General features: G+C 74.5%; 22 protein-coding genes. 5 read left to right on the top strand and 17 right to left on the bottom strand.

Going from position 1 to position 20,658, the window contains the following annotated elements; genetic code table 11:
* Nucleotide 1: 1 nt before the first annotated feature.
* From WA616_RS20860 to WA616_RS20840, 5 genes are all read left to right on the top strand, one after another.
* Nucleotides 2-307, top strand: a complete 306-nt coding sequence (locus WA616_RS20860) for a hypothetical protein (protein WP_336032846.1) — start codon at nt 2-4, stop codon at nt 305-307.
* Nucleotides 308-363: 56 nt separating this feature from the next.
* Nucleotides 364-978, top strand: coding sequence for a PadR family transcriptional regulator (locus WA616_RS20855; RefSeq protein ID WP_336032845.1), 615 nt, complete (start codon nt 364-366; stop codon nt 976-978).
* Nucleotides 979-1,010: 32 nt separating this feature from the next.
* Nucleotides 1,011-2,006 (top strand): ATP-binding cassette domain-containing protein, encoded by a 996-nt coding sequence (locus WA616_RS20850; protein WP_336032844.1) that lies wholly within the window; start codon nt 1,011-1,013, stop codon nt 2,004-2,006.
* The gene (locus WA616_RS20845; RefSeq protein WP_336032843.1) at nt 2,003-2,779 is read left to right on the top strand and encodes an ABC transporter permease; all 777 of its coding nucleotides are present in this window, start codon (nt 2,003-2,005) and stop codon (nt 2,777-2,779) included. Before WA616_RS20850 ends, WA616_RS20845 begins: the two co-directional genes overlap by 4 nt.
* A 243-nt stretch (nt 2,780-3,022) precedes the next feature.
* Complete coding sequence (locus WA616_RS20840) at nt 3,023-4,318, top strand: PhoH family protein (RefSeq protein WP_217651107.1); 1,296 nt, start codon at nt 3,023-3,025, stop codon at nt 4,316-4,318.
* A gap of 89 nt (nt 4,319-4,407) precedes the next feature.
* Here WA616_RS20840 and WA616_RS20835 read toward each other — a convergent pair whose 3' ends face one another.
* From WA616_RS20835 to WA616_RS20755, 17 genes are all read right to left on the bottom strand, one after another.
* A complete protein-coding gene (locus tag WA616_RS20835) occupies nt 4,408-5,334 on the bottom strand; it encodes a type IV toxin-antitoxin system AbiEi family antitoxin domain-containing protein (RefSeq protein ID WP_336032842.1) in 927 nt (308 codons plus the stop codon).
* Between the two features lie 163 nt (nt 5,335-5,497).
* The gene (locus WA616_RS20830; RefSeq protein ID WP_336032841.1) at nt 5,498-5,734 is read right to left on the bottom strand and encodes a hypothetical protein; all 237 of its coding nucleotides are present in this window, start codon (nt 5,732-5,734) and stop codon (nt 5,498-5,500) included.
* Nucleotides 5,731-8,622, bottom strand: coding sequence for a hypothetical protein (locus tag WA616_RS20825; RefSeq protein WP_336032840.1), 2,892 nt, complete (start codon nt 8,620-8,622; stop codon nt 5,731-5,733). The genes WA616_RS20830 and WA616_RS20825 overlap by 4 nt, the downstream gene beginning before the upstream one ends.
* Nucleotides 8,603-10,633, bottom strand: coding sequence for a flagellar biosynthesis protein FlhA (gene flhA / locus WA616_RS20820; protein ID WP_336032838.1), 2,031 nt, complete (start codon nt 10,631-10,633; stop codon nt 8,603-8,605). Before flhA ends, WA616_RS20825 begins: the two co-directional genes overlap by 20 nt.
* Before the next feature lie 167 nt (nt 10,634-10,800).
* Complete coding sequence (locus WA616_RS20815) at nt 10,801-11,949, bottom strand: EscU/YscU/HrcU family type III secretion system export apparatus switch protein (RefSeq protein ID WP_336032836.1); 1,149 nt, start codon at nt 11,947-11,949, stop codon at nt 10,801-10,803.
* Complete coding sequence (gene fliR, locus WA616_RS20810; protein ID WP_073418635.1) at nt 11,949-12,713, bottom strand: flagellar biosynthetic protein FliR; 765 nt, start codon at nt 12,711-12,713, stop codon at nt 11,949-11,951. Before fliR ends, WA616_RS20815 begins: the two co-directional genes overlap by 1 nt.
* A gap of 5 nt (nt 12,714-12,718) precedes the next feature.
* Nucleotides 12,719-12,994 (bottom strand): flagellar biosynthesis protein FliQ, encoded by a 276-nt coding sequence (fliQ, locus tag WA616_RS20805; RefSeq protein ID WP_073418636.1) that lies wholly within the window; start codon nt 12,992-12,994, stop codon nt 12,719-12,721.
* A complete protein-coding gene (gene fliP / locus WA616_RS20800; protein WP_336032833.1) occupies nt 12,991-13,809 on the bottom strand; it encodes a flagellar type III secretion system pore protein FliP in 819 nt (272 codons plus the stop codon). The genes fliQ and fliP overlap by 4 nt, the downstream gene beginning before the upstream one ends.
* Nucleotides 13,809-14,204: a FliO/MopB family protein gene (locus WA616_RS20795; RefSeq protein ID WP_245794377.1), complete on the bottom strand. Its 396-nt coding sequence runs from the start codon at nt 14,202-14,204 to the stop codon at nt 13,809-13,811. The genes fliP and WA616_RS20795 overlap by 1 nt, the downstream gene beginning before the upstream one ends.
* A 5-nt stretch (nt 14,205-14,209) precedes the next feature.
* Complete coding sequence (gene fliN / locus WA616_RS20790; protein WP_073418639.1) at nt 14,210-14,962, bottom strand: flagellar motor switch protein FliN; 753 nt, start codon at nt 14,960-14,962, stop codon at nt 14,210-14,212.
* A complete protein-coding gene (locus tag WA616_RS20785; RefSeq protein ID WP_336032832.1) occupies nt 14,959-15,927 on the bottom strand; it encodes a flagellar motor switch protein FliM in 969 nt (322 codons plus the stop codon). The genes fliN and WA616_RS20785 overlap by 4 nt, the downstream gene beginning before the upstream one ends.
* 127 nt (nt 15,928-16,054) lie before the next feature.
* Complete coding sequence (locus WA616_RS20780; RefSeq protein WP_336032831.1) at nt 16,055-16,540, bottom strand: flagellar basal body-associated FliL family protein; 486 nt, start codon at nt 16,538-16,540, stop codon at nt 16,055-16,057.
* On the bottom strand, nt 16,537-17,502 hold the full coding sequence (locus tag WA616_RS20775; RefSeq protein ID WP_336032829.1) for a flagellar motor protein MotB: 966 nt from the start codon (nt 17,500-17,502) through the stop codon (nt 16,537-16,539). Before WA616_RS20775 ends, WA616_RS20780 begins: the two co-directional genes overlap by 4 nt.
* A 19-nt stretch (nt 17,503-17,521) precedes the next feature.
* Nucleotides 17,522-18,292 carry a motility protein A gene (locus WA616_RS20770; RefSeq protein WP_336032828.1) on the bottom strand — a complete coding sequence of 257 codons (771 nt, stop codon included), beginning with the start codon at nt 18,290-18,292 and terminating at the stop codon, nt 17,522-17,524.
* Nucleotides 18,293-18,295: 3 nt separating this feature from the next.
* Nucleotides 18,296-18,607, bottom strand: coding sequence for a flagellar FlbD family protein (locus WA616_RS20765; protein ID WP_336032827.1), 312 nt, complete (start codon nt 18,605-18,607; stop codon nt 18,296-18,298).
* Between the two features lie 340 nt (nt 18,608-18,947).
* Nucleotides 18,948-20,192, bottom strand: a complete 1,245-nt coding sequence (locus WA616_RS20760) for a flagellar hook protein FlgE (protein ID WP_336032825.1) — start codon at nt 20,190-20,192, stop codon at nt 18,948-18,950.
* 33 nt (nt 20,193-20,225) lie between these two features.
* Nucleotides 20,226-20,657, bottom strand: coding sequence for a flagellar hook capping FlgD N-terminal domain-containing protein (locus WA616_RS20755; protein ID WP_336032824.1), 432 nt, complete (start codon nt 20,655-20,657; stop codon nt 20,226-20,228).
* Nucleotide 20,658: the final 1 nt, after the last annotated feature.

Genomic DNA, 20,658 nt, shown 5'->3' with positions numbered 1-20,658 from the left:
CGTGCCGCGCCGCGATCCCCGGGAGGCCCGCGCACTGGGGCTGTGGACCGCCGGCTGGCTGTTCGGGCTGCTGCTCGCCGGCCTGCTGTGGATCGGCGACCTGTCGGTGCAGTGGCCGGTGCTGCTCGTGCCGGTGCTGTGGGCGCTGGTGGCGCTGCGCCCCCGCCGTCGCCCTCCCCGGGCGCCGCAGCCCGAGGACGACCGCTGGGACGTGCCGTACGAGGGCGGCCCGCCGCCGACCTGGGAGCTGCCGGCGTCGCGGCCGCTGCCCCGCCCGCCGGACGCCCGGGACCACCGGCCGTACTGACCACCTCCGGGTGGGTGGCCGTCCCGCCGCGGCCCCCTCCCCGGCACAGTGGGCGCATGTCGACCACGCGGCTGCTGCTGCTCGGGGCGGTGCGGGTGTTCCAGCCGGTGCACGGCTACCTCCTGCGGCGCGAGCTGCTGAGCTGGCAGGTCGAGGACTGGGCGCACGTGAAGCCGGGGTCGATCTACTCGGGCCTGCGGACGCTGGCCAGCCACGGCCTGGTCGAGGAGCTCCCCGGTGACCCGGTGTCCTACCGGCTCACCCCCGACGGCGAGGTCGAGTTCCGCCGGCTGCTGGACCTGTCGCTGCGCGAGCCCGAGCCGGGCGACGCCGCGCGCCTGCTGGCCGGGCTGTGCTTCGTGACCGTGCTGCCGCGCGCGGAGGTGCGCGAGGCGCTGCGCGCCCGGTCGCTGCGGCTGGAGGCCGCGGTGTCCGGCGCCGCGGCGCGCCGCCGGAGCGTGGCCGTGGACCGGCTGGCACCGGCGACCACGGCCGAGCTGTTCGCCGTCACCGGGCACTGGCTCGAGGGGGAGCGCCGGTGGGTGGAGGAGGTCTGCGAGCGGATCGACGCCGGGCACTACCGGTTCGCCGGCGACGCGCCGGGCCCCGACCTCCCGGTCGACGGGGTCTGGCCCCCGGCGGTGCTCGGCGACGCGCCGGAAACGGGTTGACCGCCCGATAGTCAAAGTTGAACACTGCCCGCGTGATCGAGGCACGCGGGCTCGCCCGCACCTTCCGGAGGAACAAGCAGGAGGTCCACGCCGTCACCGGGGTGGACCTCGACGTCGAGGCCGGCGAGATCGTCGGCTTCCTGGGTCCCAACGGGGCCGGCAAGACGACCACCCTGCGCATGCTCACCACCCTGCTGGAGCCCACCGCGGGCACCGCGACGGTGGCCGGCTGCGACCTGCTGGCCGACCCCGTCGGGGTGCGCCGCCGCATCGGCTACGTCTCGCAGAGCGGGTCCACCCAGCCCGAGGCGCTGGCGGGTGAGGAGGTCGTCGACCACGGGCGGCTGTACGGGATGAGCACCGCCGACGCCGCCGCCCGCGGCCGCCGGCTGTTCGCGGAGCTCGACCTCGAGGGGCTGTGGGAGCGCAAGCCCAAGGCGATGTCCGGGGGCCAGCGCCGCCGCCTCGACATCGCGATGGGCCTGGTGCACGAGCCCGGGCTGGTCTTCCTCGACGAGCCCACCACCGGCCTGGACCCGCAGGCCCGGGCCAACCTGTGGCAGCACGTCCGGGGCCTGCGCGACGAGCGGGGGACGACGGTCTTCCTCACCACCCACTACCTCGACGAGGCCGACGCCCTGTGCGACCGGATCCTGGTCATCGACTCCGGCGCGATCGTCGCCGAGGGGACGCCGGACGCGCTGAAGTCCGGCGTCGGCGGCGACGTCCTGACCGTCACCGCGGCCCGGGCCGACGAGGTGGGGGAGATCGCGCGGCTGGTGGCCGGCCTCCCGGGCGCCGAGCCGCCGCAGGTGGACGGCGACCGCGTGGTGGGCCGCGTCCCGAACGGCGGCGGCGCGCTGGTCGGGCTGGTCCGCGAGCTGGACGCGGCCGGCATCGGCGTCGCCGGGGTCGAGAGCCGCCGGCCCAGCCTCGACGACGTCTTCCTCGGCCTGACCGGCCGGTCGCTGCGCGAGCTGGGCGCGGCCCCCGCCGTCGTCCGCCGGCCGGAGGGAGCACTGCGATGACCCTGCCGGTCGCCACCACCAGCATCGGCCGCGACACCTGGACGGTCTTCGCCCGCGCCATGCGGCTGTCGCTGCGCAACCCCGCGTGGGTCGTCATCGGGCTGACCCAGCCGGTGCTCTACATCCTGCTGTTCGGGCCGCTGCTCGAGCCGCTGTCGGGCCAGCTCGGGTCGGGCAACGCCTACCAGGTGTTCGTGCCCGGGATCCTCGTGCAGCTGGGCATCTTCGGGGCGCTGTTCGTCGGCTTCGGCCTGATCGCCGAGTGGCGCGCCGGCGTCGTGGAGAGCCAGCGGGTCACGCCGGCCAGCCGCACGGCCCTGCTGCTCGGCCGGGTGCTGCGCGACGTCGTCGTCCTGCTGGTGCAGGGGACGGTGCTGGTCCTGGTGTCGCTGCCGCTCGGGCTGCGGGCGCCGGTGCTGGGGGTGGTGCTCGCGCTCGTCGTCATCGCGCTGCTCGGGGCGGCGTTCTCGGCGGTGTCCTACGCGCTGGCCCTGACGCTCAAGAGCGAGGACGCGTTCGCTCCGCTGCTCAACGCCGTCGTGCTGCCGGTGCTCCTGCTCTCGGGGATCCTGCTGCCGATGAGCCTGGCGCCGGGATGGCTGCAGGCGGTCAGCGACGTCAACCCGCTCAAGCACGTCGTCGACGGGGTGCGGTCGCTGTTCGACGGGGCCTACACCAGCGCGACGGCGTGGTGGGGCCTGGGGCTGACCGTGGCGATGGCGGCGCTCGGCTGGTGGTTCGGCGTGCGGCGGTTCCGGCGGGAGTCGAGCTGAGTCCCGCGTGTGACGTCCGGGACGCGTGGGTCCCCCCGAGGGAGGACACGCCGCCTGCTCGTCATGCTCCTGTCACCTCCCGGCTCTAGCGTCCGCAGTGGACGACGGGCCCGCCCCGCCGTCCGCGGGAGGCCCGGTTGGTGCTGACGATCTCGTCGACCAGGGGGCCGCGACCCGGCCCCTGTGCCGGGTCCCGGCCACCTCGGAGCCGGGGCGCGCCGTGCGCCCCAGGGGAGACGACTCGTGACTCTGCGCCGCACGTACGTCCTCGACACCTCGGTCCTGCTGTCCGACCCGCGCGCGCTGCTGCGCTTCGGCGACGCCGACGTGGTGCTGCCGCTGGTCGTCATCGGGGAGCTCGAGGACAAGCGGCACCACCCCGAGCTGGGCTGGTTCGCCCGGCAGGCGCTGCGGATGCTCGACGACCTGCGGGTCACCCACGGCCGGCTCGACGCGCCGGTCCCGGTGGGCGAGGCCGGCGGCACGCTGCACGTGGAGCTCAACCACAGCGACGCCTCGGTGCTCCCGGCGGGCTTCCGGAACGACAGCAACGACAGCCGGATCATGGTCGTCGCGCTGAACCTGCGCGCCGAGGGCCGCGACGTCTGCCTGATCACCAAGGACGTGCCGCTGCGCGTGAAGGCGGCCGCCGTCGGCCTGGACACCGACGAGTACCGCGCGCTGGACGCCGTCGACGCCGGCTGGACCGGGATGGCCGAGCTGTCGCTGGACGACGCCGAGCTGACCGCGCTGTACGACACCGGCGAGGCGTTCGTGCCCGCCGCGGCGGACCTGCCGGCGCACACCGGGCTGGTGCTGCTGAGCTCGCGCGGGTCCGCGCTGGGCCGGGTGACGCCGGACAAGCAGGTGCGGCTGGTGCGCGGCGACCGCGAGGCGTTCGGGCTGCACGGGCGCTCGGCCGAGCAGCGGGTGGCGCTGGACCTGCTGCTCGACCCCGACGTCGGGATCGTCTCCCTCGGCGGGCGCGCGGGCACCGGCAAGTCGGCGCTGGCGCTGTGCGCGGGCCTGGAGTCGGTGATGGAGCGGCGGGCGCACAAGAAGGTCGTGATCTTCCGGCCGCTCTACGCCGTCGGCGGCCAGGAGCTCGGGTACCTGCCGGGCGGCGAGGGCGAGAAGATGTCGCCCTGGGCACAGGCCGTCTACGACACGCTCGGCGCGCTGGTGTCGAAGGAGGTCCTCGAGGAGATCGCCGCCCGCGACCTCATCGAGGTGCTGCCGCTGACGCACATCCGCGGGCGGTCGCTGCACGACTCGTTCGTGATCGTCGACGAGGCGCAGTCGCTGGAGCGCGGCGTGCTGCTGACCGTGCTGTCGCGGCTGGGCTCGGGCTCGCGGGTGGTGCTCACCCACGACGTGGCGCAGCGGGACAACCTGCGGGTCGGCCGGCACGACGGCATCGCCGCGGTGGTCGAGCAGCTCAAGGGACACCCGCTGTTCGCGCACGTGACGCTGACCCGCTCGGAGCGCTCGGCGATCGCCGCCCTGGTCACCGAGATGCTGGAGGACCTCCCGCTCTGACGCTGGGGCTGCCCGCCGCAGTGCGGGCGTTCCTCGTGCACTGCCGGTGCTGCAGGACCGACAGTGCACGAGGAACCCCGGCAGTGCGGTCAGTTGCCCCGGCGCAGGCGCAGGCGCAGCGCCCGGCCGACCCGGGTGGCCATCGCGCCGTCGATCTCGTCCCAGGTCCAGCGGACCATGCCCCAGCCCTCCGCGCGCATGGCGTCCTCGCGGCGCTTCTCCTCGAAGACCGCATCGCCCGGGTCCTGCCCGGGCCGCAGCAACCGGCCGTACTTCACCCGCCCGTCGAACTCCCCGAGCAACCTCTCGGTCTCCGACACGAAGTCGGCCCGGCCGACCAGGACGCCGTCGGCGGTGTGCACGGGGTGCTGCAGGCCGCTGGGCGCCAGGCCCAGCCGGTGCAGCAGCACCCGGCTCCGGCTCTCGCCGACGCTCTCGCTCCGTCCGTCGGCCAGGGCCACCGCGCGCGCCGCCCGCCTGCTCCCGCGGGTGCCGGCCAGCCGAGCGAGGCCGGCGTCGAGGTCCTCGCGCTGCACGAGCCGCTGAGCCAGCGCCGTGTCGAGGACCACCACCGCGACCTCCAGCGGTACCGACCGGGCGAGGTCCAGCGCCGTCCGGGTGACGTCGGTGACCGCGAGGCCGTCCACGAGGACCGTCTCGTCGTCGGACAGCGAGGCGACGTGGCAGCGGAGCGTGCGGCTGGCGTCGCTCGAGGCGGGTGGCCGGCGGGTCACGTGCACCCGCCCGAGCCGCAGGCCCCAGGTGGTCATCCCGTGCAGGACGGCGGCGGACTCGTGGCTGACGACGGCCGGGCGCCGCAGCCCCGCGACGGTGGCCTGGACCAGCTGGCGGTGGCGGACGGCGGCGTCGGACGGGACCGGGCCGTCGACGTAGGCGCCGCGGCGGACGCGGGACAACGTGCCGGACCGACAGGCCCGCGCGAGCTCGTCGTCGCTCCACCCGTGGGCGACGAGGCTGCGACGCAGTACGGGTGGCGGAGGGTGGTCGGGCGTCATGTCCCGACCGTCCCGCCGGATCGTCCTCGCCACGTGGTCCGCCCGGCGACGGTGGACGTCCCGGTGCGCTGTGGACAGAGCATCGCCGGCGTTCCTCGTGCATCGCCGGTTCCGCAGCACCGGCAACGCGCGAGGAACCCCGGCGATCACGGGAGCCGAGTGGTCAGGGGGTGGGGGCGTCCTCGGGGTCGGGGGACCCCGCGCGGCGGCGGGCGGGTGCCGGGCGGGGCGGCGTCGCCGCCCAGCGCAGCAGCGCCACCGCACCCCACCCGGCAAGCAGGCACCAGGGCAGCCGGACGGCGACCTCGTCGGTCGAGAAGTCGCCGCGCACCCCCATCGCGAGCACCGGCAGGGCCAGCACGAGCCCCACCGCGAGCACGTCCCAGCGCAGCGGGCTCATGCCTCAGCGCTCTCCAGCCGCTCGCACAGCAGCGACGCCCAGCGGTGCGCGGTGGCGCGGACGCCGTCGAGCAGCGCGACCGGCGCGGTGGTGCGGCCCAGCACGGCGGCGGGGTCGGCGGTCAGGTCGGTGTCCTGCACGACGAGCGCGTCGACGTGGGGGAGACCGTCGAGCCACGGGCCGACGTCCTCCGGCTTGCGGGTCGCGTCGACGACGGCCCAGACGGCGGCCGGCGAGAAGATCGCCATGACCTGCTCGAGCCAGGTGCGCCCGGCGGCCCGCATCGGGGCGTCCACCGCGACGACGGTCGGCGTCCCGGCCCGGGCGGCGTCCTGCTTGCGCTCGAGCGCGGTGTCCACGGAGGTGATCCGGCTGCTCTCGGGCGCCAGCGCGGCGAGGTCGCCGCGGGTGGCCCACTGCAGGCGGTCGGGGTCCAGGCGCATCGAGACCGACAGCGACCGGGCCGCGGCGAGCGTCTCCACGCCGGGGCCGACCACCAGCAGTACCTCGCCGGCGCCCGCGGGGGCCGACGGCGCGGCCGGCAGGCCCCGCAGCGCCCGGGTCAGCGCCGCGTAGGTGCCGCCCGCGGCGACGTCGGCGGCGAAGGTGCCGGCGAGCAGGTCCTCGGGGACGCCGAGGCCGCGCAGCCGCGCGACGATCCCGGCGGCCTCGACCATCCGCGGGTCGACCAGCTCGCGACCGGCGGTGCCGCGCTCGCGCACCGACGGGACGAGCACCCGGCCGGCGCGCGTGTCGACGGGCAGCCGCGTGACCGTGGCCAGCCCGGCGGGACGGCTCGGTGCCGCGACGCGGGCGACCGCCTGGCCGGGCACCGGCGGCAGACCGCGGCGCGCCGGCGGGACCGGCGGGCGGCCGAGCAGGCGCGGCACAGCGAGCTCCGCGCCCGGGGTGGGCGGCGGCAGCAGGGACAGCGGGGGCAGGACGGCGGTGGAGTCCAGCGGAAGGGGCGCCGGGTCGCTGGCGGTCGCGGCCAGCGCGAGCACCTCCGTGGCGGCCTCGATCGCGGGCTGCACGACCGCCTCGACCTCCCACTCGTCGCTCTCGGCCGAGGCCTCGACCCACGCCGGCTCGCGGTCCATCCGCTGGGCGGTGGCCGGCACCGGCGGGCGGCCGCGGTGCACGCCGCCCTGGGTGGAGGCGCTGGCGAGCACACCGCGCAGGATGTCGGTGAGCGCGTCGTCGGGGGTGTCGTGCGCCAGCGCGGCGCGCAGCACCTCGGCGATGGCCTCCTCACGGCCGGTGACCGGGCCGGTGAGGTCCGCGTCGGACCAGGTCGCCACGGGCTGCGGCGCCGGCACCTCGATGGGCAGGGCGACGACGGCGGGGAGGACGTCGGTGGCGTAGTCGTCGGCCGGGGCGACCTCGAGCGCGGCCACCTCGGCCGCGGGCTGCTCGACGGGGAGCTCCTCGACGGGGGCCTGCTCGACGGCGGCCTCCTCGAGCAGGACCCCCGCGACCGGGAGCTCGTCGGCCGGGCGGTCACCGAGCAGCTCGGCGACGAGGGACTCGTCGTCGGACGCGTCCGCGACGGTCGGCTCCTCGACCTCCGCGACGGCGACCTCCGCGACGGCGGGCTCAGCGACCGGGGTGGCGGCGACCGGGGCGACCGGGGTCGCGACGGCGGTTCGGGCGGGCGCGGGGTCGGCCCACATGTCCAGGTCGGCGACGGACCGCTCGACGGCGGCGTCCTCGACCGCGGGCTCCTCGACGGCCGGGGCGGCCACGGCCTCGGCCACGGCCTCGACCTCGGCCTCGACCTCGGCGACGACCTCGACGGCCGGGACCGCGGGCTCCTCGACGACCGGGGCGGGGGCCTCGGCCACGGGCTCCTCGACCGCGACCGCGACCGGCTCCTCGACGACCGGGGCGACTGGGGCCGGCGCGGGAGCGGTCTCCGGGGCGACCGGCGCGGCAGCCCGAGCGGGCGCAGCGACCGGCGCGGGAGCAGCGGCAGGTGCGGGGGCGGCGGCACGCGGGGCGGCCATCGCGGCGGCGAGGGCGGCGGCCAGCGGCATCGCCGGCGCCGGGGCGGGCGCGGACGCCGGCGTGCGCAGCACCGAGGCCGGGGCGGGGGCCGGCTCCGGCTCGACCACCGGGTCGGGCTCGGCGGCGAGCGCGGCGGCGGTGGCGTGCAGCGCGCGCAGCGCCTCGGCGGCGGACGCGGCGGCGGTGGCGGCCACGGCGTCGTCGACGGCCTCGCGGACCTCGCGGTCACCGGCGACCACCTGGGCGAGCGCGGCGGTGAACAGCGACGGGCCGGCAGGCTCGGCCGGCGTCGCCGGCGGGCGCACCGCGGTGCGGGCCGGGCGCCGGGCGGCGGCCGGGGCGGCGGCGGGTGCCGCCTGGAACGCGGCGGTGCCCGAGGAGGGGCGCGCAGCGGCAGGAGCGGCGGCGGTGCGGGGAGCGGTGCGGGCAGCCGGCCGGGCCGCGGGACGCCGGGCGGCGCCGACCGAGGACCGGGAGTACAGGTCGACGTCGGGACCGCCGGTCGCCGCGCCGAGCAGGCCGGCGACCTCGTCCACGGGGTCGGGCACGGCGGCCGGGCGCGCGGTGGGCCGGGCCGCCGCGGGGCGGGACCGGTGCATCTCGGTGGCGCGCAGGAAGGCGCCGGTGTCGGCGAGCGGGCCGGGGTCGCGGCTCAGCGCGGCCTCGATCCGGCGGGCCGACTCCGACCGCGACGCGGGTGTGCGGCGCGGCGGCTCGACGTCCTCCACCTCGGCGACGAAGCGCTCGGTGGCGAAGAAGCCCAGGACCCCGCCGGACCGGATGCGGCGGACGCCGACGATCCGGACGGCGTTGCCGTAGCGCTCGCGCGCCGCGGCGACCGCGGCCTCGGGGGTCGCCGCCTCAACGGATGGCAACGGCACCGCTCACCACTCCCAGGGACTCGATCTGGGCCGTCCGGGAGACCTCCGTGTAGGAGATCACCGGCAGCCGGGGCAGGACCTGGCGGACCAGGCGGGACAGGGCGGCACGGACCTGGGGCGAGCACACGAGGACCGGCGCGAGGCCGAGGCTCTCGGCCTGCTCCAGGAGCCCGGTGCACCCGGTGACCAGCGCGTCGACGGAGCCGGCGTCGAGGGCCAGCACCTGGCCGCCGTCGCTGTGCCGGACCGCCTCGAGCAGTCGCTGCTCGAACGCGGGCTCGAGGGTGAGCACGTGCAGCCGCTCGTCGGGGGTGACGTAGGGGTGGCTGATCGCCGGGCCGAGCGCGGAGCGCACTGCCTCGACGAGGCCGTCGAGGTCGGTCGACGTCTTCGCCCGCAGCGACAGCGCCTCGAAGATGCGCACCAGGTCGCGGATGGAGACGTTCTCGGTGAGCAGCGCGTGCAGCACCCGCTGCACCTCGCCGAGGGTGAGCAGCGCCGGGGTGAGCTCCTCGACGACGACCGGGTGGGTGCGGCGGACCATCTCCACGAGCACCCGGACGTCCTCGCGGCCGAGCAGGTCGGCGGAGTGCTGGCGCACCACCTCGGCCAGGTGGGTGGTGATGACCGAGGAGCGGTCGACGACGGTGGCGCCGGCCATCTCCGCCTGCCGCTGCAGCTCGGCGGGCACCCACTTGGCGGGCAGGCCGAACACCGGCTCGCGGGTGGGGCGGCCGGGCAGGCCGTCGAGCGCGTCGCCGATCGCCAGCACCGTGCCGGCGGGCGAGGTGCCCTTGGCCGCGGGGACGCCGTTGAGCCAGATGACGTACTGCGACGCCGGCAGGTCGAGGTTGTCGCGGGTGCGCACGAGCGGGATGACCAGGCCGGTCTCCATCGCGACCTTCCGGCGCAGCGCCTTGACGCGGTCGAGCAGGTCGCCGCCGCGGGCGGTGTCGACCAGGTCGACGAGGTCGAACGCCACCTCGAGCTCGAGCGGGTCGACCCGCATGCGCTCCGCGATCGCCTCGGGGGAGTCGGGCTTCGGCTCGTCGTCGGCCGGGGTGACCGTGGCGAGCTCGTCCTCGACCGGGGCCTCCTGCATGCGGGCGGCCATGAGGAGGAACAGGCCGCCGATGAGCAGGAACGGGAGCTTGGGCAGGCCCGGGATGAGGCACAGGGCCAGCGCCGCGCCGCCGGCGATGCGCACCGGCTGCTTGAACCGGCCGAGCTGGCCGAGCAGGTCGCTGCCCATGTCCCCGTCGGAGGCCGAGCGGGTGACGATGATGCCGGTCGCGGTGGACAGCAGCAGGGCGGGGATCTGGGAGACCAGGCCGTCGCCGACGGTCAGCAGCGAGTAGGTGGAGACGGCCTCGCCCACGGCCATGCCGTTCTGCATGATCCCGATCGCGAAGCCGCCGATCAGGTTGATCAGCGTGATGATGATGGCCGCGATCGCGTCGCCCTTGACGAACTTCGAGGCACCGTCCATCGAGCCGTAGAAGTCGGCCTCGCTGGTCACCTCGGTGCGCCGCTTGCGGGCCTGCGCCTCGTTGATGAGCCCGGCGTTGAGGTCGGCGTCGATGGCCATCTGCTTGCCGGGCATCGCGTCGAGGGTGAACCGCGCGCCGACCTCGGCGACGCGGCCGGCACCGTTGGTGATGACGACGAACTGGATGATCGTGAGGATCACGAAGATCACCAGGCCGACGACGAGCGAGCCGCCGATCACGAAGTGCCCGAAGGCCTCGATGACCTTGCCGGCGTAGCCGTCGCTGAGCACCAGCCGCGTCGAGGAGACGTTGAGCGCCAGGCGGAACAGCGTCGCGATGAGGATCAGCGACGGGAAGACGGCGAAGTCGAGCGGGCGCTTGATCTGCATCGAGACGAGCAGGATCAGCAGCGCCGCGGTGATGTTGAAGCCCAGCAGCAGGTCGAGCACCGCCGCGGGCAGCGGCACGACCAGCATGAGGACGATCGCCACGACGCCGATCGGCACCGCGGCCTTGGTCATCCCTCGCACGGACTCCCCATCGGCAGCCGGGGGAGCGCGGCCGACCGCGGACGGCGCACCAGTCACAGCCGTCCCACCCGCGGGCACGCCGAGGCATTGGATCCTCTGCCCACGTCCTGCAGTCGAGAACGTGCGGAGAGGATCCAATGCCTGGGGAGAGGCGGGGGTCAGCTCGCGATCGGTGCCCTCCGGCGGCCGGCCCTCGGGAGTCCCTCGACGTCGGGCGCCTCGAAGCCCGGCCGGTGGAACCCGCCGCGCACGCCGCGCGAGCCCAGCTGCATGACGAAGGCCAGCACCCGCGCGACCGCGGTGAACAGCTGCGGCGGCACCTCCTGGCCGAGGTCGCAGGAGGCGTGCAGCGCCCGGGCCAGCGGGATGTCCTGCACCATCGGCACGCGCGCCTCGGCGGCCCGCTCGCGCAGCGTCGCGGCGATCTCGTCGGCGCCCTTGGCCACCACCCGCGGGGCGCCCTTCTCCGGGTCGTACTTGAGCGCCACGGCCACGTGGGTGGGGTTGACCAGCAGGACGTCGGCCTCGGCGACCTCGGCCATCATCCGGTTGCGCGACATGGCCAGCGCCACCGACTTCCGCTGCGCCTTGACGTGCGGGTCGCCCTCGGAGTTCTTGTGCTCCTGCTGGATCTCGTACTTGCTCATCTTGAGCTTGTTCATGGTCTTCACCCGGACGACGACGTAGTCGGCGACGGCGATGACGAACCCGGTGACGGCGACGACGCGGAACATCAGCACCGCGCAGTCGGCCACGGTGGCGGCGACCGCCGACAGCGGCAGCGCCCCCGACGCCGACACCAGCGCCTGTGCCCGGTCGCTGGTGACCACCACGACGGTGGCCAGCGCGACGGTCTTGATGACGGCCTTGGCCGCCTCCCACAGGCCCTGCGTGCCGAACATCCGCTTGATGCCGGGGAAGGGGTTGAGCTTCTTGAGCGTCGGCTTCATGCCCTTGGCCGACACCGTCACCCCTCCCTGCGCGGCCGAGGACAGCACGCCGACCAGCATCAGCGCGATCGCGACCGGCAGCACCGTCGTCAGGAAGGCCGACAGCGCCTGGCCGAGCAGGGGGGACACCTTCGCGGCCTCGGGGTCGTCGACGACCACGCCGACCTGCACGAACAGCCGGCCGACGGCGTCGAACGCGTTGCCCACGAGCATCGGCAGCAGCGCGCTGGCCACCGCCACCCCCGCCCAGGTGCCCAGCTCCTGGGTGCGGGGGATCTGCCCTTCCTTGCGGGCTTCCCTGAGCTTCTTGGGAGTCGGCTTCTCTGTCTTCTCACCACCCGGGCCGTCCTTGGCCATCAGCCGCTCCGGAGACCGACGATGGCGCGGGTGGCCTGCTCGATGAGCGCGTCGAGCGCCGTCGGGAGCAGCGGGAAGGTGAGACCCAGCAGCGACAGGGTCAGCAGGATCTTCACCGGGAAGCCGAAGGCGAAGATGTTGAGCGCCGGCGCCGCCCGCGACAGCAGGGCCAGCGCGACGTCGGCCAGCAGCAGCACCGCGACCATCGGCCCGGCGATCTGCAGCGCGGCCAGGAACATCGCGGAGAACGCCGTCAGCACGACCTCGCCGATGGAGTCGGACGGGAAGCCGCCGCTCACCGGCAGGCCCTCGTAGGAGGTAGCGAAGCCGCGCACCAGCATGAGGTGGCCGCCGCTGGTGAACAGCAGCGTCGTCGCGAGCAGGTAGTGCAGCCGGCCGATGGTGGAGTTCATGGTCATCGCCAGCGGGTCGTAGGCCGGCTGCAGCGAGAAGCCGCCGGTGACGTCGAGCAGCTCGCCGGCGAACTGGACGGCGGTGAAGAACAGCTGGACGACGAAGCCGAGGGCCGCGCCGATGGCGACCTCGCTGACGGCGGTGACGACGAGGAACCCGGTGGTCGGCTCGGGCAGTCCGGGGGCCACGCGGTCGATCAGCGCGACCGACAGCGCGAGGGCCAGGGCGCCCTTGACGGGGCCCGGGACGGCGCGGGTGTTGAACGGCGGGGCCACCAGGACGAAGCCGGCCGCCCGGGCGGTGGCCAGCAGCAGGGCCGCGAGGGTGACCGCCGGGACCTCGAGGTCCATGGCGCTCAGGTCCTGCCGAGGAGGTGGGGCAGCGAGTCGAAGAGGTGCTCGGTGAAGCTGACCATCTCGGCGAGCACCCAGTTGCCGGTGACCAGCAGCGCGATGGAGACCGCGATCATCTTCGGCACGAACGACAGGGTCGGTTCCTGGATCTGGGTCGCGGCCTGGAACAGCGAGATGAGGAACCCGACCAGCAGCGCGGTGAGCAGGACCGGGGCGGCGACCTTGGCGCCCACGGTCATCGTCTGCACCGCGATCTCGGTGACGTCCGCGTCGGTCACGAATAGCTCCCGACCAGCGCCGTGGTGATCAGCGCCCACCCGTCGACGACGACGAACAGCAGCAGCTTGAACGGCAGCGACACGATCGACGGCGGCACCATCATCATGCCCATCGCCATCAGCGAGGCGCTGACCAGCATGTCGAGCACCAGGAACGGGATGAACACGACGATCCCGATGATGAAGGCGCTCTTGAGCTCGGAGAGGACGAACGCCGGCACGAGCGTGGTCATGCTGACCGACGCGGCGTCCTCGGGCTGCTCCTCGCCGGACAGGCCGACCATGAGCTCGAGCTCGTCGTCGCGGGTGTTGGCGAGCAGGAACTCCCGCAGCGGGACGACGCCGGCGTCGTAGGCCTGCGAGACGGTCATCGTCCCGTCCATGTAGGGCTGGACCGCGACCTCGTTGACGTCGGAGAACACCGGGCCCATCACGAACAGCGTGAGGAACAGGGCGATGCCGGTGAGCACCGAGTTCGGCGGCGACTGCTGCAGGCCCAGCGCGTTGCGGGTCAGCGACAGGACGATCACGATCTTGGTGAACGAGGTGCACAGCAGCAGCACCGACGGCGCCACCGACAGCACGGTGATCGCCAGGATCAGCGTGATCGAGGTGCTGGGGCTGCCGTTGCCGACGGAGATGTCCACGCCGCCGTCGACGGCGGGGACGACGGGGGCGGTGGGAGCCGTGGGCGCGGTCGGCGCCGCGGCGGCGGGACCGGCCAGCAGCACGCCGGCGACGGCGCAGCCGAACAGGGCGGCCAGCACGACGGCGACCCGGCGTGCCGGGCCCCGCGCGGGTGCGGTGCGGTCCATCAGCGGCGGACCGTCCGCTCGCGGAGCTGCGAGACCAGGCCCGACCAGGCGCCGCGGTCGAGCACCGAGCCCGACAGTGCCCCGCCGGCGGCCGGCAGCGCGACCGCGGGCCGGCCCTCGGCGGGCGCCGCGGCGGCCCGCTCGGCCAGCGTCGCCTCGACGGCCTCGCCGTCGAGCTCGGCCAGCAGCGTCACCTGCTGCTCGGTCGCGCCGACCACCAGCACGCGGTCGCCGATGCGCAGCACGTTCACCGTGCTGGCCCGGCCCATCCGCTGGTGGGCGACGACCTCGACCAGGCCGCCGGAGGAGCCCAGTCCGCGCTTCTTGGCCAGGCGCGCGGCGAACCAGAGCACGCCGCCGACGAACGCCAGCGACAGCACCAGCCGGATGACCATCCACGTCACGGGTGGGCCTGCCCGAGCTCCGCGGCGGCGTCGGTGACGATCTCGCTGATCCGCAGGCCGAAGTCCTCGTCGACGACGACGACCTCGCCACGGGCGATCAGCGTGCCGTTGACCAGCAGGTCGGCCGGGGCGCTGGCCGCGCGGTCGAGCTCGATCACCTCGCCGGGGTGCAGCGAGAGCAGCTCCCCGACGGTCATGCGGGTGCGGCCGATCTCCACCGTGACCTCCATCGCCACGTGGCGCAGCAGGTCGAGGCTGCCGCGGCGCGGGCGGGGCGCGGTCGGGAGCGTGACCTGCAGGGCCAGCGTCGCGACGTGCTCGGTGCCGGCGACCAGCGGGACCGCCACGAACATGCCCTTGTCGCGCAGGCCGTCCAGGGCGGTGACCGGGTCCTCGGTGCGCTCGGAGTCCACGCGCACCCGGCCGAGGGTGGCCGCGGCCGCCTCGAGCGCCGGGCGCAGCGCGGTGGCGACGTCCATCGGGCCGACGGGGGAGTTGTCCAGCGCCTCGACCACCTCGGCCGACAGCACCAGGACGACGTCGCCGGTGATCTCGCCGGAGAGCCGGGCGCTGACGGCCGCGGTGGCGGCGGGGGGCACCGGGACGGCGTCGGGGTCGGTGACCGCCGGGGCGGGCACCAGCTCGGTGCCGGCCGGGACGAGGGCGGCCGCGGCGGTGGCGGCCGCCACGACGACGGCGGTGATGGTCTCCGACGCCTGCTGGGCCTGGGAGTCGAGCGTGGCGGTCATGCGGGGTCCTTCCCTCCGGCCGGGGCGGGCACGATGGCGGCGGCCAGCCGGCGGCGGTGGTTGCTGGCGATGGCGTGGGCGAAGACGGCGTCGTTGGTGGTGACCTCCAGCGGCGCGTCGCGCGGGTGGCGCAGCAGCAGGACGTCGCCGACGGCGAGGGAGAGCAGGTCCTCCGAGGACACCTCGAGCGGGGAGAACCGGACGCTGACGTCGACCGGCACGAGCTCGAGGCGGGCGGAGAGCAGCTCGGCGGCGCGCTGGCGGGTGCGCTGCGCGGACTCCGACAGCTGCGGCGAGGCCGCGTCGTCGAGGACCTGCTGGAAGGAGCTGAACGGCAGCACCAGCGAGGCCGCGCCGTCGCGGGCGCCGATCGACAGGGTGTAGCGGGCCACCATCACGGTGTCGGAGCCCGCGGCGGCCTGGGCCAGGGCCGGGTTGTACTCGATGCCGTCGATGACCGGCTGCAGCTCGCTGACGTGGGTGAAGGACCCCGCGAACTCCTGCAGCAGCCTGCTGAGCAGCGAGTGGATGATCGTCGTCTCCATCGCCGTCATGGGCCGCTCGGGCTGGTGCGCCGCGCCCGACCCGCCGAGCATGTGGTCGACGGTGGCCATCGCGATGTCGAGCGGGTAGGCCAGCAGGCCCTTGCCGGCGAGCGGCTCGATGGTGAACGTCGTCAGGAACGACGGGTCGGGCAGCGTGGCGACGTAGTCGTCGTAGGAGTGCTGCTCGATGCCCACGAGCTCCATGCGCGCACCGGTGCGGAGCATGGTCGTGAGCACCGTCGTCGCCTGGCGGGCGAACGCCTCCTGCGCGATCTGCAGCACGCGCACGTGCTCGCGGGAGAGCTTGGTCGGGCGGCGGAAGTCGTAGGTGCGGGGTGCACCGCGCCGGCTGCGGCCGCCCACGGCCGGCGACTGCGGCCCGTGCCCGGCGGGCACGGTCGCGTTCTCGGGGCGGGTCACGGTCCCCTCATCGGCGGGCCCGGAACGCGAACTGACCGGCGGCGCGGGGCGCCGCCGATCAGCCGGGGAGGGTGTGGCGCGTGGTGCGCCGGGGGATCGCTGGGACGGGACGGGTGGGGTCAGCGCGTCACTGGGTGACGTACTCGGTCAGGTAGACGTGCATGACCATCGGGACGCCCTCCTCGGTGTAGGCCTCGATGATCTGGTGCTCCAGCGACTCCTTGAGCGCCGCGCGGGCGCCCACGACGTCGGCCGGCTGCGCCTGCGAGTAGGTGGAGATGATGATGTCGAGGGCCTTGGAGCCGTCGACGCCGCCGCTGCCGTGCCCGCCGGCGGCCGCGTCCGCGGTGTACTCCAGCGTGATGCCGATCTTGAGGTAGCCGCCGCCGGCCAGGTTCACCGCGATGGGCTCCAGCGCGGTGTACCCGCCGTGCTCGGGCTCGGCGGCCTCGGCCTCGCCGCTGCCGGCGAAGAGGAAGAAGTACGCGGCGGCGCCGAGCCCCAGCAGCAGGACGACGGCGACGACGAGCAGCTTCTTCTTGCCGCCGCCCTTCGCCTCCTCGCCCTCGGCGGGCGCGTCCTTGGCGGCCTTGTCCTTGGTCTTGGTGCTCACTCGTGCGTGCCTTCCTGTGCGGCCGGAGCGGCCGGGGCGGCCGGGGCGATCGGTGCGGGGGCGGTCGGTGCCGGGGCGTCGTCGAGGCCGGGGAGGAGCTCGGCGGCCTCGGCGGAGGCGTCGGACAGCACGACGATGTCGACGCGGCGGTTCAGGGACAGGGCGTCCGGGTCCGACGCCGGGACCATCGGCCGGGTGTCGGAGTAGCCGGTGCCCGACAGCCGGCCCTGCGGCACGCCCTCGGCGGCCAGGTACCGGACGACGGTCGTGGCGCGGTAGGCCGACAGCTCCCAGTTCGACGGCCACGGCCCGCCCGGGGTGACCGGGAGCGAGTTGGCGTGGCCCTCGACGGCGAGGGAGTTGGGCAGCGCCGCCAGGGTCGGCGCGATCGCGTCGAGGATCTCGCGGCCGGCGGGCTGCAGCGTCGCCTCCTCGGGGCCGAACAGCACCGGGTCGGAGACGATGTGCACGACCAGGCCGCGCTCGTCGATCTCGTACTGCGCGGTGCCGGCCCGCCCGGCGGCGGCCAGCGCCGCGTCGATGGCGTCGCGGGCCGCGGCGAGCTCGTCGTACTCGGCCCGGGCCTCCGCGGCGACGCGGGCGGCCTCCTGCGCGGCGGCCTCCGCGGCGGCGGAGTCGACGTCGGACTCCGCGGCCGGGGCCGGCGGGATCTGCACGTCGACGGCGGCGTCGAGGGCGTCGAGGACCTGCGCGTCGGAGTTGGTGCCCGCGCTGCTCAGCGCGGTGACCGGGGCGCCGAACGCCTCGGACAGGCCGCTGGCCAGCGCGGCGAACTTCTCCTTGTCCACCTGGCTCATCGCGAAGAGGACCACGAAGAGCACCAGGAGCAGCGTCATCATGTCCGCGTAGGACACCAGCCACCGCTCGTGGTTCTCGTGCTCCTCGTGCTCGGGGTGCTTCTTGCGGCGCTTGCCGCCGTGGCCGTGACCGCCGGCGCTCATGCCGGCGTCCCGGGGGAGGTCACGCCGCCTCCTTGGCGGCCTCGCTCGGCGGGATGAGCGCGCTGAGCTTGAGCCGGACGGCGCGCGGGCTGGTGCCGGCCTGGATCTCGGCGATGCCCTCGACGAGCAGCTCCATCTGGGCGGCCTGCAGCTCGCTGACGCGCAGGATCTTGGCGCCCATCGGCAGGAACCAGAAGTTGGCCGCCATGACGCCCCACAGCGTCGCGACGAACGCCGAGGCGATCATCGGGCCGAGGGCCTCGGGGTTGCTGAGGTTCCCCATGACGTTCATCAGGCCGACGATGCAGCCGACGATGCCGATGGTCGGGGCGTAGCCGCCCATGGTGTTCATGAACTTGGCGGCGACCTTGTCCTCCGCCTTCTTGGCGGCGATCTCGCTCTCGAGGACGGCGCGCAGCTCCTCGGGGTCGGTGCCGTCGATGCCCATCTGCAGGCCGCGCTTGAGGAACGGGTCCTCGATGGCCTTCACCTGGGCCTCCAGCGCGAGCAGGCCCTCCTTGCGGGCCTTCTCGGCGAGGCTGACCAGGGTCTGGATCTGCTCGGCGGCCGGCGGCACCTTGCCCGGCATGGCGGCGAGCTTGAACCAGCCGCCCATCTTCTTGAGGTCGGACATCGTCTGGCCGGACATGGCCGCGCCGAAGGTGGCGACGATGACCAGGATGATCGCCGGCAGGAAGAGCAGGGAGGTCGGGTCGGCGCCCTCCATGACCATGAAGACCAGCAGCGCCACCAGCGAGATGACGAATCCGATGAGGGTGGACGGGTCCATGGGTCAGCGCTCCTCGCGGGCCGGGAAGGGGACGACGGAGGCACGCGGGGCGTCGTCGGCCGGGTGCGCGGGGGAGAGCGGGGAGGGCCCGGTCGCCGCGGTGCGGTAGGTGCCGCGGTCCATGGCGTAGGCGGTGGCGAGGATGCTGGCGCGGTACTCGCGGATCTCGTCGAGGACCTCGTCCACGCCCTCGCGCACGATGTACTTGGTCCCGTCGACGAGGAACACCACGGTGTCGGGGTGTCCCTCGACCCGCTCGATGAGGTCGGGGTTGAGCGCGAAGTGCTCCCCGTTCAGGCGCGTCACACGGATCACGGGTCGGTCCTTCTGCTCGTTCGGGGGAGGGGAGAGCAGCCGCGGCGGTGCGGACTGCCGGCTGCAGGGACCATCGGTCCTGCGCGGGGACTGCTTGAGCCGAACCCGGCCCGCCGCATCACCCCGGAGGGTGACCCGGCACCGCGTCCCCGCACGTCACAGGTGTCCCGCCGCCGTCCGGCGTCGGGAGGGGCCGACAGCGCGACGGGGGCCCTCGGGACCGCCGTCCGGTGCCGGGGCGTCGGGGAGGGCCGAATGCGCTACAACGGCCCGAGGGGCGGGTCAGGACGGGAGCGGCCCGGCACCCCGGGGAACGGGTGCCGGGCCGCGGGTCCCGTCGTCAGCGCTTGAGGTTGACCAGGTCCTGGAGGATCTCGTCGGAGCTGGTGATGACGCGGCTGTTCGCCTGGAAGCCGCGCTGGGCGACGATCAGGCCGGTGAACTCCTCGGCGAGGTCCACGTTGCTCATCTCCAGCGCGCCGGCGGTCAGCGAGCCGCGGCCGCCGGTGCCGGCCTCGCCGATGACGGCCTGGCCGGAGTTGTCGCCCACCCGGTAGCTGGTGTTGCCGGCCTTCGACAGGCCGCTGGGGTTGGCGAAGGTGGCCATGGCGATCTTGCCGATCGGCTCGCGCAGGCTGTTGGAGTAGACGCCCATGATCGTGCCGTCGCCGCTGAGCGAGATCGACTGCAGCGTGCCCATGGCGTTGCCGTCGACGCCGCTGGGGGTCAGCGCCGTCTTGCCGCCGAACTGGGTCATCCCGCCGAGGTCCATGCTGATGCCGGCCGCGGGCCAGTTCAGGTCGGTGGCCGGGAAGGTGAGCTGCAGCGTCGTGCCGCTGGTGGGCAGGCCGGTGGCCGGGCTGAAGGACAGGGTCTGGGCGGCGCCGATGTCCGTGCCGTTCTCGCTGGCCTGGACCGACCAGTCGGTGGCGTTGAGCTTGGTGAACACCAGCGCGATCGGGTGGGCGGTGCCCAGCGAGTCGTAGGCGGTGATCTGGCTCTGCACCTGCGTCGCCTCGACGACGGGCGGGCCGGCCGAGTAGGGCACCGACGCCGTCGACAGGTTGCCGCCGATCTTGCCGGTGGTGGTCGGCTCGGGGTTCATGACCTGGCCGAACGGGATGGTCAGCGGACCGATCGCGCCGTTGGCGTTGACCGCGCCGTTCTGCGCCATCCAGCCCTGCAGCAGCGCGCCGTCGGGGGTGACGAGGTTGCCGGCGCCGTCGTAGTCGAAGGACCCGGCGCGGGTGAACAGCGTCTCGTTGCCGGCCTGGGTGACGAAGAAGCCGTCGCCACTGATCATGAAGTCGGTCGAGCGGCCGGTGTTCTGGGTCGAGCCCTGGCCGAAGTTGGTGGTGATGCCGGCGACCTTGACGCCGAGGCCCACCTGCGCCGGGTTCGTGCCGCCGGTCTGGCCGGTCGGGGCCGAGCCGTTGCGGATGACCTGGGACAGGGTGTCCTCGAAGACGGTCTGGGAGCTCTTGAAGCCGACCGTGTTGACGTTGGCGATGTTGTTGCCGGTCACGTCGAGCTTGGTCTGGTGGGCGCGGAGGCCGGAGATGGCCGAGAACATCGAGCGCAGCACGGGGAGGTCCTCTCGGGAGGGGGGAGAGCGGGGTCAGGAACCGGACGCGGCCGGCACGGAGATCTCGGTGAGGCGGCCGAAGGGGACCTCCTGGTCCCCGACGACGGCGGTGGGCTCGTCGCCGCCGAAGCGGACCGAGGAGACCGTCCCGGTCTGCGTGGTGCCGTCCTCGGCGGTCCAGCTGACCGCGTGGCCGACCAGCGCGCCGGCCGACAGCGAGCGCTGCAGGGACAGCAGCGAGGCGTTCTGGCTCGCGATCTCCGAGAGCTTCTCGACCTGGGTGAACGTCGCCGTCTGCGACATGAACTCGGTCGTGCTCGTCGGGTTGCTCGGGTCCTGGTAGCGCATCTGCGCGACCAGCAGCTGGAGGAACGTGTCCTTGCCCATCTGGTCCTTGCGGTCCACGGACGTCGCCGCGGTGAACGTGGCGGGGGTCGAGCCCACGCCGCCCACGGGATCGGTCATC

This window comes from Geodermatophilus sp. FMUSA9-8 (assembly GCF_037034165.1).
Lineage (GTDB): Bacteria > Actinomycetota > Actinomycetes > Mycobacteriales > Geodermatophilaceae > Geodermatophilus > Geodermatophilus nigrescens.
This window is presented reverse-complemented; position numbering and strand designations above follow the sequence as displayed.